11 protein-coding genes are annotated in these 14,489 nt (G+C 59.9%); 6 read left to right on the top strand and 5 right to left on the bottom strand.

Annotation, left to right across the window (positions count from 1 at the left end; translation table 11 throughout):
* Positions 1-151: 151 nt before the first annotated feature.
* A complete protein-coding gene (locus ACB030_RS20135) occupies positions 152-1,471 on the bottom strand; it encodes an anaerobic C4-dicarboxylate transporter (protein ID WP_205641005.1) in 1,320 nt (439 codons plus the stop codon).
* A 129-nt stretch (positions 1,472-1,600) separates the two neighbouring features.
* On the bottom strand, positions 1,601-3,043 hold the full coding sequence (aspA, locus tag ACB030_RS20130; RefSeq protein WP_106884964.1) for an aspartate ammonia-lyase: 1,443 nt from the start codon (positions 3,041-3,043) through the stop codon (positions 1,601-1,603).
* A 448-nt stretch (positions 3,044-3,491) separates the two neighbouring features.
* On the opposite strand from aspA, the gene ACB030_RS20125 reads away from it, so the two are divergent.
* Positions 3,492-3,968, top strand: coding sequence for an FxsA family protein (locus ACB030_RS20125; protein ID WP_319917949.1), 477 nt, complete (start codon positions 3,492-3,494; stop codon positions 3,966-3,968).
* 37 nt (positions 3,969-4,005) lie between these two features.
* Here the strand turns inward: ACB030_RS20125 and ACB030_RS20120 are convergent, their stop codons facing one another.
* Positions 4,006-5,328: an MATE family efflux transporter gene (locus ACB030_RS20120; RefSeq protein ID WP_371162210.1), complete on the bottom strand. Its 1,323-nt coding sequence runs from the start codon at positions 5,326-5,328 to the stop codon at positions 4,006-4,008.
* Between the two features lie 242 nt (positions 5,329-5,570).
* Here ACB030_RS20120 and ACB030_RS20115 point away from each other — a divergent pair, with 242 nt between their 5' ends.
* From ACB030_RS20115 to ACB030_RS20095, 5 genes are all read left to right on the top strand, one after another.
* Positions 5,571-5,864: a co-chaperone GroES gene (locus ACB030_RS20115; RefSeq protein ID WP_005318973.1), complete on the top strand. Its 294-nt coding sequence runs from the start codon at positions 5,571-5,573 to the stop codon at positions 5,862-5,864.
* 44 nt (positions 5,865-5,908) lie between these two features.
* Complete coding sequence (gene groL, locus ACB030_RS20110; protein WP_025325745.1) at positions 5,909-7,543, top strand: chaperonin GroEL; 1,635 nt, start codon at positions 5,909-5,911, stop codon at positions 7,541-7,543.
* Positions 7,544-7,638: 95 nt separating this feature from the next.
* Positions 7,639-8,136, top strand: a complete 498-nt coding sequence (locus ACB030_RS20105) for a molybdopterin-binding oxidoreductase (RefSeq protein WP_371162206.1) — start codon at positions 7,639-7,641, stop codon at positions 8,134-8,136.
* Positions 8,137-8,161: 25 nt separating this feature from the next.
* Positions 8,162-10,093 (top strand): putative bifunctional diguanylate cyclase/phosphodiesterase, encoded by a 1,932-nt coding sequence (locus ACB030_RS20100; protein ID WP_371162204.1) that lies wholly within the window; start codon positions 8,162-8,164, stop codon positions 10,091-10,093.
* A 58-nt stretch (positions 10,094-10,151) separates the two neighbouring features.
* Positions 10,152-10,340 carry a hypothetical protein gene (locus ACB030_RS20095; protein WP_041206379.1) on the top strand — a complete coding sequence of 63 codons (189 nt, stop codon included), beginning with the start codon at positions 10,152-10,154 and terminating at the stop codon, positions 10,338-10,340.
* A 72-nt stretch (positions 10,341-10,412) separates the two neighbouring features.
* On the opposite strand, the gene rluA is transcribed toward ACB030_RS20095, so the two are convergent.
* Together rluA and rapA are read right to left on the bottom strand one after the other, a co-directional pair.
* A complete protein-coding gene (rluA, locus tag ACB030_RS20090; RefSeq protein WP_371162202.1) occupies positions 10,413-11,069 on the bottom strand; it encodes a bifunctional tRNA pseudouridine(32) synthase/23S rRNA pseudouridine(746) synthase RluA in 657 nt (218 codons plus the stop codon).
* 111 nt (positions 11,070-11,180) lie between these two features.
* Positions 11,181-14,048 (bottom strand): RNA polymerase-associated protein RapA, encoded by a 2,868-nt coding sequence (gene rapA, locus ACB030_RS20085; protein ID WP_371162200.1) that lies wholly within the window; start codon positions 14,046-14,048, stop codon positions 11,181-11,183.
* Positions 14,049-14,489 lie beyond the last annotated feature (441 nt).

The raw sequence follows: 14,489 nt of genomic DNA, 5'->3' as shown, positions 1-14,489 counted from the left end.
GGCAAAGATGGCAACTATGCCGACTTTCTAGCGGATGATGAGCCCTCAGACCCAAAGCGAAAGAAGAACCCCCTTTTTTGAAAAAGAAGGGGGGTTCTTCAGCAATCTGAAACGGCCCGAAAGGGCCGTTTTTGCAAGGATGGGTTCGCCGTCAGAGGATGAGACCGCCGAAGAAGAAGCCCAGCGCCACTGCCATGGCGATGGTGGCCACGCCCGGGATGAAGAAGGGGTGGTTGAACACCGCCTTGCCAATCCGGGTGGAGCCGGTGTCGTCCATCTCGACCGCCGCCAGCAGGGTCGGGTAGGTCGGCAGCACGAACAGGGCGCTCACGGCGGCGAAGGAGGCGATGGCCGCCAGCGGGCTGACGCCCAGGGCCAGCGCGGCCGGCATCAGAGCCTTGGTGGTGGCACCCTGGGAGTAGAGCAGCATGGAGGAGAAGAACAGCACCACGGCCAGCAGCCAGCTGTACTGGCTCAGCAGATCGCCGGCGAACGCCTGGATCTCGACCATGTTGCCCTTAACGAAGACGTTGCCGAGCCAGGCCACACCCAGTACGCAGATACAGGCGGACATACCGGACTTGAAGGTCGGCATGTTGGTGATCTGGGTGGCGTCCAGCTTGCAGAACAGCACCATCAGGGTGGCGGCGGAGAGCATGATGCCCATGATGGCGCCATCGCGGGGGATGGGCGGGCTGCTGATCAGGCCCACGTTGCCGGAGATGGCGGTGGCATAGGCCATCACTGCCACTATGGCGACGATGAAGATGCCGACGGAGAGCTTGGCGTAAGGCTTGAGTTCCACCTTGCTGGTGCCGCGCAGCTTGATCAGGCCCTTGGCCTTGCGCTCCAGATAGACTTCATCCTGCTCCAGCGGCTTGCCCAGCATGTTGGCCACGAAGGCCCCCAGCAGACAGGCGATGAAGCTGGACGGGATGCAGATGGCCAGCAGGGTCAGGTAGTCGACACCGAGGGGCTCCAGCATGCCGGAGAAGGCGACCACGGCCGCCGAGATGGGCGAGGCTGTGATGGCGATCTGGGAGGCGACGACCGCGATGGAGAGCGGACGGGAGGGGCGAATGCCCTGCTCCTTGGCCACTTCGGCGATCACCGGCAGGGTGGAGAAGGCGGTGTGACCCGTACCGGCCAGCATGGTCATCAGGTAGGTGACGACGGGGGCTGCGAAGGTGATGTGCTTGGGATTCTTGCGCAGGGCCTTCTCGGCCAGGTGCACCAGGTAGTCCATCCCGCCGGCGAGCTGCATGCAGGCGATGGCGCAGATGACGGACGCGATGATCATGATCACGTCCCAGGGGAGGTAGGCAACCAGCTGATCGCTCGGGATGGGCATGCCCAGACCCCAGGTCAGCACCAGCACCCCCAGACCACCGGCAAAGCCGATGCCTATGCTGCCTATCCGGGCCCCCAGATAGATAGCGGCGAGCACCACAAGTAACTCGATTCCAATCATAGCGAACACTCCATTTTCCAGTTTTTTTTAGGTTTTATTAGGCAGAAAGCCAATTCCCGACGGGACTAGCAGGAGGCCGCTCGGGAACTGACTCTATGGGGCCGGGATATACCCGGCCCAGGATTCCGGTTATACGGTGGCTTCGCGGGTGTAACGCTTGGCCTTGTATTGCGGATTCATCAGGTTCTCGATGGAGAGGATCTCGTCCAGCTGCTCGGCGGTCAGCAGGCCGCGCTCAAGCACGACTTCGCGGACGTTCTTGCCGGTCTGGGCACAGATCTTGCCGACGATGTCACCTTCGTGGTGACCGATGAAGGGGTTCAGGTAGGTCACGATGCCGATAGAGTTCAGCACGTGGTTCATGCAGATTTCCGGGTTGGCGGTGATGCCTTCCACGCACTTCTCGCGCAGGGAGATGCAGGCTTTTTCCATCAGGCTCAGGGATTCGAACATGGCCTGACCAATCACCGGCTCCATGACGTTCAGCTGCAGCTGACCGGCTTCGGCGGCGAAGGTGATGGTGACGTCGTTACCGAACACCTTGAAGCAGGACTGGTTGACCACTTCCGGAATGACCGGGTTGACCTTGGCCGGCATGATGGAAGAGCCAGCCTGCATTTCCGGCAGGTTGATCTCTTTGAGCGCGGTCCGCGGGCCAGAGGAGAGCAGACGCAGGTCATTACAGATCTTGGACATTTTCATGGCCAGACGCTTGATGGCGCCGTGCAGCATCACATAGGCGCCGCAGTCGGAGGTCGCTTCGATGAGATCCTCTGCCGGTACATAGGCACGACCGGTGATCTCGGCCAGACGCTTGATGGCCAGGGCGGAGTACTCGGGCGGGGTGTTCAGGCCGGTACCTATGGCGGTGGCGCCCAGGTTCACTTCCAGCAGCAGCTCCTGGCAACGCTTGATGGATTTGATCTCTTCACGCAGGGTGACGGCGAAGGCATGGAACTCCTGACCCAGGGTCATGGGGACGGCGTCCTGCAGCTGGGTACGGCCCATCTTCAGGATGCTCTTGAACTCGGCAGCCTTGGCATCGAAGGCTGCGATCAGCGCTTCCAGGGCGTGCAGGGTAGTGTCGGTGCTGTTGACCACGGCCACGCGGAAACCGGTCGGGTAGGCGTCGTTGGTGGACTGGCACTTGTTGACGTGATCGTTCGGGTTGATGACGTCGTAACGGCCCTTCTCCAGACCCATCAACTCGAGGGCGATGTTGGCCAGCACCTCGTTGGTGTTCATGTTGACGGAGGTACCGGCGCCGCCCTGATAGACATCGACCGGGAACTGGTCGAAGCATTTGCCGGTGTTCAGCATCAGGTCACAGGCTTCGATGATCTTGTCAGCGATTTCGGGACGTATGGTGCCCAGCTCACCGTTGGCCAGTGCGGCGGCCTTCTTGGTCAGCACCATGCCACGGACAAATTCGGGAACGTCAGAAATCTTCTGAGTGCTGATCTTGAAGTTCTCGACGGCGCGCAGGGTATGCACACCGTAATAGAGATCGTTGGAAACTTCTTTGGTGCCCAGCAGGTCTTCTTCAATGCGGACGTTCTTGATGTCGCTCATTGTAATGCCTCAGAAATCAGATAAATGGAAACGATCCTCACCGAGTGGTCGCGACTTCCTTACGCACATTTCATCCTGAAGCACCACACATCGGGTGGGGCAGTGGGGAACCAATGGCCCCCTGTGCAATGACTGGGATAGATCTTACCTCAATTGAGGTACCTGATATTAGACTTGGATCACTAAATTTGAGGCAACCCCAAATATCTTGTGGTCATTAAACAGATATTGCAATTGAGCGATTAACTTTGACAGAACAATCACTTCAATCACAGTTGGGCGACCAAATATTTCTCCCGAACCCGGGTTGTCTGACACCGCAGACTTGAAAAACCGACATGGCTCCCCATTTTAGTGACAAGAGACCTGTACGATGGTGAGTTGGCATGGGCCATACTCCGCTGACTGCGTGATGGCAGGTTCATTTATTCACCGCACTGAGGTTGCTATGGGCAAGTTGTTACTGTTGTTGGTTGGCCTGGTATTGCTGGAGCTCACCGTGATGATAGAGGTGGGCTCGGTGATCGGTGCCTTGCCGACCGTGGGCCTGCTGGTGCTGACCGCGGTGCTGGGCTCTTCCCTGGTACGCAGCGAGGGGATCAAGACCCTGTTCAGCGCCCAGCAGAAGATGCAGCAGGGCGAGATGCCGGGCCGCGAGGTAATGGGGGGCATGATGCTGGCGCTGGCCGGTCTGCTGCTGATCATTCCGGGATTCGTGACCGACTTCTTCGGTATCCTGCTGCTGCAACCCTGGTTGCGCAACAGGCTGGCCGACAAGCTGGTGGGTAGCAGCCAGTTCAGGATGCAGATGGGGGGCTTCCAGGCACAGCAACCGCCGTTCGGGGTGCGCCCTGGCGAGGGGCAGCCGGATCAGGCCAAGGGTGGCGGCACCACCATCGAAGGGGAGTTTGAACGCAAAGAGTGAGTGAACAGCGTCGGCCGCCATATCGGGGGCCTCGCCGTCAGGGGTGGATCTGATGGCAGAGCCCCTCAAACCTGCGGTGGGCATAGCCCCAGGCCAGCAGTCCCGCCGCCAGGTTTGCCAGCAATATTCCCAGATAGATCCCCTGCTCTCCCCCCAGCCAGGCCCCTGGCAGCAAGAAGACGAACAGCCGCATGCCGTTGAAGACGAATGATACCGTCGAGGCCCTGACCCCATTGAGGGCCGAGGCCAGCAGCATCACCATGCCCTGAAAACCGTAGCCGATGGGCACCAGATGCAGGTAGAGCACGATCAGCCGAACGACCTGAGGGTGATCGCTGAACAGGTTGGCGATGAGGGGGGCCAGCAGCCAGACGAGGCCGTAGATGGCGAGCTGGAACAGCAGGGCGAACCGCATGCAGAGCAGCAGGGCGGCCCTGGCCCTCGCCGGATTGCCCGCCCCGCAGTTCTGCGAGACGAAGGGGGCCAGCACGGAGGAGAGCGCCATCATCACGATCAGCAGCAGCGCCTCCACCCTGGAGGCGGCGCCGTAGGCGGCCACCACCTCGGTACCCAGGCCGGCGAAGATGACCATCAGCACGGCATTGGCCAGCGGATTGAGCATGTTGGTAAACGATGCGGGCACGGCCACCTGCAGCAGGGCGCGCCAGTGGGCCAGCAGCCGCGGGCGAGGGGAGAGGCGCCATGACAGCAGTTGCTCCCGCTTGCGCAGTATGTGCAGGCTGACCAGCATGGCCATCAACCAGGAGAGGGAGGTGGCGATGGCAGCGCCGCGAATGCCCCACTCGGGGAAAGGGCCGGGCCCGAAGATGAGCAGGGGATCCAGCACCCCGTTGACCAGGCCGGCCACCCCCATCACCAGGCTGGGGGTCTTGGTATCCCCAGTGGTGCGGATGGCGGCATTGCCGACCATGGGGATGACCAGCATGGGCACGGTCAGATACCAGATCAGCATGTAGTCGTGGATGAGGGAGATGAGCTCGGCACTGGCGCCCAGCAGGGTAAAGAGGGGCTCTATGGTCAATGCCCCCAGCACGGCGAGCAGGGTCACCAGGATGACGGCGAGGAACAGGCAGTCGGTGGTGATGCGGGCGGCCTCGTCGTGACGGCCCTGACCCAGGGCATGACCTAGCAGGGCGCACAGTCCCGCTCCCAGCCCCATGGTGAGGGAGGTGACCACGAAGGTGACCGGGAAGGTGAAGCTGATGGCGGCGAGTGCTTCCGTGCCCAGCATGCCGATAAAGAAGGTATCGACCAGGTTGAAGGCGAGGATGGCTACGATGCCGAGGATCATGGGGCCCGTCATGCGCAGCAGCACTGGCGTCATGGGCTCGGTCAGCATGGGGTTGGGTCGGCTCAAGGCAGGGTCTCTATGTGCTCTGGGCCGAAATGCTGGCCATGTCCATCCGCCTTCCTGATTGGGGGTGGGTGATCCATCGAAGATACTCATAGTACGTGAAAATATTTTTTTTGTATTTGCCCTTGAAGGGCTACCCAAATTGCCCCAGATCAGGGGCATAACAAATTTGGCCGACTGCGGCCATTCCTCAAGCAACACAGAGACTCATTTTGGGAGAGTTATCGATGAAAATTCGTCCACTGCACGACCGCGTCATCATCAAGCGCATCGAAGCTGAAGCCAAATCCGCTGGCGGCATCGTCTTGACTGGCACTGCGGCCCAGAAGTCCACCCGTGGTGAAGTTCTTGCCGTGGGGACTGGCCGAATTCTGGACAATGGCGATGTCAAAGCCCTCGCCGTCAAGGTGGGTGACAAGGTGATCTTCAACGAAGGCTACGGCGTGAAGACCGAGAAGCTGGATGGCCAGGACGTGCTGATCCTGTCCGAGACCGACATCCTGGCGATTGTCGAAGCGTAATCACCTCCCCCCTTTTTCCCGAATTGATTTAAGGACTGAAGAACATGGCAGCTAAAGAAGTTAAGTTTGGCAACGAAGCCCGCATCAAGATGCTGGAAGGCGTCAACATCCTGGCCGACGCCGTCAAGGTGACCCTGGGCCCGAAAGGCCGCAACGTGGTACTGGACAAGTCCTTCGGTGCCCCGACCATCACCAAGGATGGTGTTTCCGTTGCCCGCGAGATCGAGCTGGAAGACAAGTTCCAGAACATGGGCGCCCAGATGGTCAAGGAAGTCGCTTCCAAGGCCAACGATGCCGCTGGTGACGGTACCACCACCGCCACCGTACTGGCGCAAGCCATCGTCAACGAAGGCCTGAAGGCTGTCGCTGCCGGCATGAACCCCATGGATCTGAAGCGCGGTATCGACAAGGCCGTCGTGGCCGCCGTCGCCGAGCTGCAGGCCCTGTCCCAGCCCTGCGCCGACAACAACGCCATCGCTCAGGTAGGCACCATCTCCGCCAACTCCGACGAGAAAGTGGGTGCACTGATCGCCGAAGCCATGGACAAGGTCGGTCGTGACGGCGTGATCACCGTAGAAGACGGTCAGGGTCTGGAAGACGAGCTGGCTGTAGTCGAAGGTATGCAGTTCGACCGTGGCTACCTCTCCCCCTACTTCATCAACAAGCCGGAAACCGGCTCCGTCGAGCTGGATGACCCCTTCATCCTGCTGGTGGACAAGAAAATCTCCAACATCCGCGAAATGCTGCCGGTGCTGGAAGGCGTGGCCAAGGCGGGCAAACCGCTGATCATCGTGGCCGAAGACGTGGAAGGTGAAGCGCTGGCGACCCTGGTGGTCAACACCATGCGCGGCATCGTGAAAGTCGCCGCCGTCAAGGCACCTGGCTTCGGTGACCGTCGCAAGGCCATGCTGCAGGATATCGCCATCCTGACCGGCGGTACCGTGATCTCCGAAGAGGTGGGCATGGAGCTGGAAAAAGCGACCCTGGAAGATCTGGGCCGTGCCAAGCGCATCGTCATCACCAAAGAGAACACCACCATCATCGATGGCGTGGGTGATGCCGCCCTGATCGAGAGCCGCGTGGCTCAGATCCGTCAGCAGATCGAAGATACCTCTTCCGACTATGACCGTGAGAAGCTGCAAGAGCGCGTGGCCAAGCTGGCCGGCGGTGTTGCCGTCATCAAGGTTGGCGCTGCCACCGAAGTCGAGATGAAAGAGAAGAAAGCCCGTGTTGACGATGCCCTGCACGCCACTCGCGCTGCCGTAGAAGAAGGCGTGGTTGCCGGTGGTGGTGTGGCGCTGGTGCGCGTAGCTGCCAAGCTGGCCTCCCTGCGTGGCGACAACGAAGACCAGAACGTGGGTATCAAGGTCGCCCTGCGCGCCATGGAAGCGCCGCTGCGTCAGATCGTCATCAACGCCGGTGAAGAAGCCTCCGTCATTGCCAACGCCGTGAAGAACGGTGAGGGTAACTTCGGCTACAACGCTTACACCGAACAGTACGGTGACATGCTGGCCATGGGCATCCTGGATCCGACCAAGGTGACCCGTTCTGCCCTGCAGTTCGCCTCTTCCATCGCCGGCCTGATGATCACCACAGAGTGCATGATCTCCGAGCTGCCGAAGAAAGATACCCCTGCCATGCCTGATATGGGTGGCATGGGCGGTATGGGTATGATGTAATTCCGTCATAGTCATCAAACGGCTCGCTTTTGCGGGCCGTTTTTTTTAGTGCTACTAAGCTGAAGTCGTTGATAGTGAAATGATCTGAGGTAAGCATGCGAACATTAGGCCTGATCCCGTTACTGTTTTCCCTTGTCGTCCCCATCATGGCATTGGCCGCTCCCGAGGGGCCCGTGATCCTCAAGGTGACGGGGAATCTGGATCCCGCAAACCCGGCTGATGGTGAGGTTGCCTTCGACATGGCCATGATCCAGGCCCTGCCGCAGCATGAGATAGTGACGAGCAATCCCTGGGTGGACAAGCCGCACAAATACGTGGGGCCCAAGCTGGCGGACGTGCTGACGGCGGTGAAGGCCAACGGCAAGAGCATCACGCTCACCGCCTTGAATAGTTTCCAGATCCGGATCAACTGGGATAAGGTCAGGCAATACGATCCCATCTTGGCCTGGCAGGATGATGGGGTGACCATGCGGGTACGTGACAAAGGGCCGCTTTGGTTTATCCTGCCGCTGGATCAGCATCCCGAACTCAAGCGATCCGAGTTCACCGACATGATGATCTGGCAATTGAGCGCAATCGATATTCAGCAGTAAAGACGGTGACTTGTGGGAGCATTGGGTGAAAGCGAAGACCAGGGCCTGGCCCTTACTCGGCGTTCTTTATCTATCCATTCTGTTATTCACGGGTAGCACGCTCTATTGCCTGGTGCAGATACAAAATGCGACCCGGGTGATGGAGAAGTACACCTATGACGTCTCCTGGGCCTTGATGCAGTTGCAGCTCGAGCTGGGGCGCTTTCTCAATGCCGTCGAGATTTACCACTACGGCGGCATCGACCATGAAACCCTGCTGCTGCGCTACGATATTCTCTGGAGCCGCACCCCCATACTGCTGAGCGGCCAGTTGCGCAAGAGCCTGGCAGACAACCAGAAGACGCTGCGACTGGTCCAGCTGACCGAGAACAATATCCGCAAGCTGGAACCGGATCTGGCCAGGCTGAAACCGGGAACGGCCGACTACCAGCAGGTCATGATGACGCTGGCCCCCTTGCAGGAGCCGCTCTCCTATTCGCTCGCCTCCGTCATGCAGAACAACATCAACGTCTATTCGGGCAATGACAAGCGCTTCGGCCAGCTGCGCGATGCGTTGTTGTTCATGGTGTTGGGCCTGGTGATATCGGTCATTCTGCTCAGCGGTCTGCTGGTGCGTGAAGCCAGGCGCCATTTCAGAACGGCCCGAGTCGATCCGCTGACCGGTCTGGCCAACCGGCTGGCCTTGCTGGAGAAGATGGAGTCCTATGTCAGCCGTGATACCCCCTTTGGCCTGGTACTGATCGACATCAACGACTTTCGGGACATCAACAGCAAATTCGGCTACAGCACAGGGGACATACTGCTGCAGGAGCTGGCGAAGCGGCTGCGTGCCCTGTGTGAAAACGGCGAGTGGGTGGCGCGTCTGGGGGGCGATCAGCTCGCCATGCTGCAACGGGACAGCAGTGACCTGCGTCAGGTCAGGGAGCTGGTGGCGAGGGTGCTCCACGCCATCAAGCAAGACATCATCATCGACAGCTACCCCTTCCGGCTGGAGGTGGGCATAGGCATCGCCTTCTTCCCCACGGACAGCAATCAGACTCAGGAGCTGCTGAGCCGGGCGGAGCAGGCGCTGTTCCACAGCCGCAAGACCCATGTGCCTTATGTCATCTATGACAGCTCCCTGCTCAACGAAACCGCCAGGCGCAAGCACCTCGCCTCCGACATGGTGATGGCCCTTGAACACAATGCCCTGGAGCTCTATTACCAACCCATAGTCAACCTGGAGAGCGGTCGCTGCGAGGCGGTGGAGGCACTGCTGAGGTGGCGTCATCCCGAGCTTGGCTTCATCCCCCCCAACGAGGTGATCCAGGTGGCGGAAGAGTTCCAGCTTGCCGAGAAGCTGGGGGGCTGGGTGTTGAACACGGCGTGTGAGCAGCTCCACCAGTGGCAGCACCTGGGCTTGGTCGATCTGCAGATGTGCGTCAACATCTCCCCTGGCATGTATCAGCGCAACTTGTTGAAGCTGGTGGCCAAGGCGTTGATGGAACACCATATTCCCGCATCCTGCCTGGTACTGGAGGTGACGGAAGACACCACAATGCGCGAGGTGAAGAACTCGCTGCAGCTGATGCAGGATCTCAGTCAGCAGGGGGTTCACCTGGCGTTGGATGACTTTGGAACCGGTTACTCCTCGCTCAGCTATCTGCAGAAGCTGCCGGTGAGCAAGGTGAAGATAGACAGATCCTTCATCCAGGGCATAGATACCTCCATAGAGGCGGCCGAGCTGGTGGCCAACATTTGCCGCATGGGCTCCATGCTGGGCAAGAAGCTGGTGTGTGAAGGCATCGAGACCCAGGGTCAGCTAGACGTGCTGCGTTCATTGACCGACATCCATCTCTACGGGCAAGGCTATCTGTTCAGCCGCCCGGAGCAGGCGTCCAAGGCTTATCAGACCCTGCTGGAGATGGAGGAGCGCTGGCTGGCACGGCGTGCGCCGGACAAGGCATACCTGCTCTGAACGATATGGCTCATGTCTGCCACTCTCTGGCCGATAGTGTTTAGGCAGGAGGTACACAATGGATATTTCTAGCTCTGCAAATGCGTCGTTTGGTTCTGCACTGATGGTGGCCAGCCTGGCCAAGAAGCAGCAGACCCAGGAAGGCGAATCGGCTTTGAAACTGCTAGCAACAGCAGCGCAGTCCGCTCCGGCAGCGCCGACATCGGCCAGCGCTTCCCTCGGAAGCAAGATCGATATTCGCGTCTGACCCTAATGAAAAAGCCCCCATCTCGCGATGGGGGCTTTTTTATCTCTGCGATTTGGCGCGAGCCTCTTCCGCTCAGAGCGGGAAGGGCGCCGGCGCCTCGAAGGTCATCCGCTCGCCGCTGCGGGGGTGGCTAATGGTCAGCATGGCCGCATGCAGGTAGAGATGGGGCGCCGCCGCCAGCGCATCCGGATGGGCATAGAGGTTGTCACCCAGAATGGGGTGCCCCAGCTCCAGCATATGGACGCGCAACTGGTGGGAGCGACCGGTGATGGGGGTCAGCTTGATCAGGCTGTTGCCGTTCTCCACCTTCAGTTTCTGCCACAGGGTCAGGGCGTGACGGCCCTCCTCAAAGTCAACCTTCTGTTTCGGGCGGTTGGGCCAGTCGACGCAGAGCGGCAGGTCTACCTGACCCGACTCGGCCTCCGGCTCGCCCCACACCCAGGCGAGGTAGTGCTTCTCGGTCTCCCGCTCGCGAAATTGTCGGCTCAGCTCCCGATGGGAATTGGGATTGAGGGGAATGACAATGACGCCAGTGGTGGACATGTCGAGGCGATGGGCCGCCGCCGCCTTGGGGTGCTGCTGCTTCACCCGATGCAGGACGCTGTCTTCATTCTCGGGGCCGCGCCCGGGGACGCTCAGCAGGCCAGTGGGCTTGTTGACCACCATGATGTCCTTGTCCTTGAACAGGATATCGAGCCAGGGTTCCAGAGGCGGTGAGTATTCAAACATAAATGTCTCGCATCAGAAGGTGGGGGCAAGCCCCCATCAGTTATGGGTAACCACGATAAAGCGGCATTGAGTATCAAGTTTGAGCTGGGTCTGGCCGCTGTCGGTACCTTGTCAGTTATGGGTGACCACGATAAAGCGGATTGCATCCAGCTTGAGTTGGGTCTGATCGATCAGGTGGTGCAATTCTGCCTGCAGATTGCGCAGATAATCCAGTTCGCTGTCGCGCACGTTCGGGTTGACCGCCTTGAGCGCTTCCAGACGATCCAGATCCTGCTGCAGGGTCTGCGCCATCTGGGCACGGGCCTTGTCGACAATCCCGGCTTTCAGCTCTTCGGCAATCGGTTGAGCCTTGCCAATCAGACCGTGGATCACCGGTTGGGACGCGGTGACCAGCTTACTGCCGAGGTGGCGGTTGACCGGAGTCAGCTGGCGGTTGAAGGCATCGAACGCCACTTTTTCACCCAGATTCTGGCCGTTCTTGTCCATCAGCAGACGGATCGGCGTCGGCGGCATGAAACGGTAGAGCTGGGGATGGGCCGCAGACTCGGCAACGAAGATCAGCTCAAGCAGGATGGAGCCGATGGGCAGCGCCTTGTTCTTGAGCAGAGCCACCGAGGTCGCACCGATCTCGGAGCCGAGGATCAGGTCGATGCCGCCGCGCATCATGGGGTGATCCCAGGAGAGCAGCGCCATGTCATCCCGCGACAGGGCGGTATTGCGATCGAAGGTGATGGTCATGCCATCTTGCGGCAAGCCCGGGAAGCTGGAGACCAGCATGTGATCCCCCGGGGTCAGCACCAGCGCGTTCTCGCCACGGTCATCCTGATTGACGCCGATCTCGTCGAACATCTTGAGGGCGAAGGAGATCATGCCGGTGTCGTCATCTTCGGCGGCCAGCTTGTCGACCAGCTGCTGGGCGGCAGCGCCACCGCTGGAGTGGATCTCCAGCAGGCGATCGCGGCCCTGTTCCAGACGGGCCTTGAGCGGCTCGTGCAGTTCGCGGGTCTTGATCAGCAGGGCGTCCAGCGGGCCTTGCTCGCCGCTGTTGGCGGCCAGCAGCTCGAACAGTTCATCGCGCACCGCTTCGAATACCGGGCGAGCGGTCGGGCATGTCTGCTCGAACGCGTCCAGACCATCGTGATACCAGAGCTGCAGGGCGCGCTGGGAGGTGCCCTCCAGATAGGGGACGTGGATCTCGACGGTATTCTGCTGACCGATACGATCCAGTCGGCCGATGCGCTGTTCCAGCAGATCCGGGTTGAGCGGCAGATCGAACAGCACCAGATGGCTGGCAAACTGGAAGTTGCGACCTTCTGAACCGATCTCGGAGCAGAGCAGCACCTGGGCGCCACCATCCTCTTGCGCAAAATAGGCGGAGGCCTTGTCCCGCTCGAGGATCGACATCCCTTCATGGAACACGGTACCGCGGATCCCTTCACGGGTGCGCAGCGCCTCTTCCAGCGCGATGGCGGTGGCCGCTTCGGAGCAGATCACCAGCACCTTCTGCTGGCGGGCAGAGAGCAGCAGCCCCAGCAACCACTCGACGCGGGGGTCGAACTGGGTCCAGGTGGCGTTGTCGCCTTCGAACTGCTGGAAGATCTTCTCGGGGTAGAGGTAGCGCAGGGCACGGGTCTGCAGATCGCCGCCATTGCCACCCATCATGCCCATCACCTTGATGGCGGTCTTGTACTGATCCGGCAGTGGCATGGGGTAGACGTTGAGGTGACGCTCCGGGAAGCCCTGAATATTGGCGCGGCTGTTGCGGAACAGTACCCGGCCGGTGCCGTGCTGATCCAGCAGCTTGGCGACCGCCTGCTGACGGGCGGCTGCATCGCTCAGATCCAGCCCTTCCAGCTGGCTGGCGAGGATCTGTCTGGCTTCATCGCTCAGGGTCTCGCCTTCCAGCAGCTCTTGCGCCGCGCTGGCGACCTGACCGTAGGCTTGCTCCTCGGCGAGGAAGGCCTCGTAGTCATAGAAACGCTCGGGATCGAGCAGGCGCAGACGGGCAAAGTGGCTCTGGTGGCCCAGCTGATCCGGGGTGGCGGTCAGCAGCAGCACACCCGGCACCTGTTCGGCCAGCGCTTCCACCATCTCATAGGCGCGGCTTGGTGCGTCCTCACTCCACTCCAGATGGTGTGCCTCGTCGACAACCAGCAGATCCCACTCGGCTTCCAGCACCTGTTCGAAACGACGACGCTTCTTGCGCAGGAAGTCGAGGCTGCAGATCACCAGCTGTTCGGTCTCGAAGGGGTTCTCTGCATCGGCGAACGCCTCGATGCAGCGCTCCTCGTCAAACAGGGAGAAGTGCAGGTTGAAACGGCGCAGCATCTCGACCAGCCACTGGTGCTGCAGGGTTTCGGGCAGCAGGATCAGCACCCTATGGGCGCGGCCGGAGAGCAGTTGCTGATGAATGATCATGCCCGCTTCGATGGTCTTGCCCAGACCCACCTCATCCGCCAGCAATACGCGCGGGGCGTAGCGGTGACCCACTTCGTGGGCAATATAGAGCTGGTGCGGGATCAGGCTGACCCGGCCACCGGCCAGACCGCGAGTCGGGTTGCGACGGCGTTGGTGCTGGTTGATCAGCGCCTCGTAGCGCAGGGTAAAGCGGGACATCCGGTCAATCTGACCGGCGAACAGGCGATCCTGCGGCTTGTTGAACTTGATAAAGTTGCTGAGAAACACTTCCTTGAGGGCAACGGGCTCATCATTGTCGGTGCGTACACCTACATATATAAGCAGACCGTCTTTTTCCTGCACTTCTTCGACCGTCATGGTCCAGTCTTCGTGAGTGACAATCTGATCGCCCACATTGAAGCTGACCCGGGTGACCGGCGCCTCTTCTTTGGCATACATGCGGTTTTCACCGGTAGCCGGAAACAACAGGGTAACCATGCGTCCTTCAACAGCAACGACAGTCCCCAACCCCAGATCCGTCTCTGTATCACTAATCCAACGCTGGCCAAGTGCAAAAGGCATTAAACTCTCCAAAGCCCAAGAGTGTGAGAATCGCAAAGGGGCGCTATGTTACCCGAAGGCCGGATCCCGATCACCATGGTTATGGTGTTCGGGAAAGGCAATTCGATACAACCTTGATCTACTGACACCCCTGACCCCGCAAGGCGCAGAAAGTGCCCGCATATGGAACCCTGTCTGCGTGTTAAAACACCGCTTTGGTTGATTGGTGAGCGGTTGAGCTGGGAATGCGAATTTTATGCGAAATTACCCTTGCCAATCCGTTCTGGCTCCCTATAATGCGCCTCCATCGACAGGGTAAGCGGCAACGCAAATAACCTGGTCGATAACCTCGAAAAGCCTTTGAAAATAAGGCTTGACTCGAGAAGGCGGTTGAGTAGAATTCCACTCCCGCAGCAACACACTGTTGCGTCGCTCTTTAACAATTTGAATCAAGCAATCTGT

Source organism: Aeromonas sp. S16(2024), assembly GCF_041403065.1.
In the GTDB taxonomy this organism is placed as follows: Bacteria; Pseudomonadota; Gammaproteobacteria; order Enterobacterales; family Aeromonadaceae; genus Aeromonas.
This window is presented reverse-complemented; position numbering and strand designations above follow the sequence as displayed.

Bases quoted from the DNA above. Each gene is read 5' to 3' on its own strand.
- ACB030_RS20135 (WP_205641005.1), bottom strand. From the start codon at position 1,471: ATGATTGGAATCGAGTTACTTGTGGTGCTCGCCGCTATCTATCTGGGG.
- aspA (WP_106884964.1), bottom strand. From the start codon at position 3,043: ATGAGCGACATCAAGAACGTCCGCATTGAAGAAGACCTGCTGGGCACC.
- ACB030_RS20125 (WP_319917949.1), top strand. From the start codon at position 3,492: ATGGGCAAGTTGTTACTGTTGTTGGTTGGCCTGGTATTGCTGGAGCTC.
- ACB030_RS20120 (WP_371162210.1), bottom strand. From the start codon at position 5,328: ATGCTGACCGAGCCCATGACGCCAGTGCTGCTGCGCATGACGGGCCCC.
- ACB030_RS20115 (WP_005318973.1), top strand. From the start codon at position 5,571: ATGAAAATTCGTCCACTGCACGACCGCGTCATCATCAAGCGCATCGAA.
- groL (WP_025325745.1), top strand. From the start codon at position 5,909: ATGGCAGCTAAAGAAGTTAAGTTTGGCAACGAAGCCCGCATCAAGATG.
- ACB030_RS20105 (WP_371162206.1), top strand. From the start codon at position 7,639: ATGCGAACATTAGGCCTGATCCCGTTACTGTTTTCCCTTGTCGTCCCC.
- ACB030_RS20095 (WP_041206379.1), top strand. From the start codon at position 10,152: ATGGATATTTCTAGCTCTGCAAATGCGTCGTTTGGTTCTGCACTGATG.
- rluA (WP_371162202.1), bottom strand. From the start codon at position 11,069: ATGTTTGAATACTCACCGCCTCTGGAACCCTGGCTCGATATCCTGTTC.
- rapA (WP_371162200.1), bottom strand. From the start codon at position 14,048: ATGCCTTTTGCACTTGGCCAGCGTTGGATTAGTGATACAGAGACGGAT.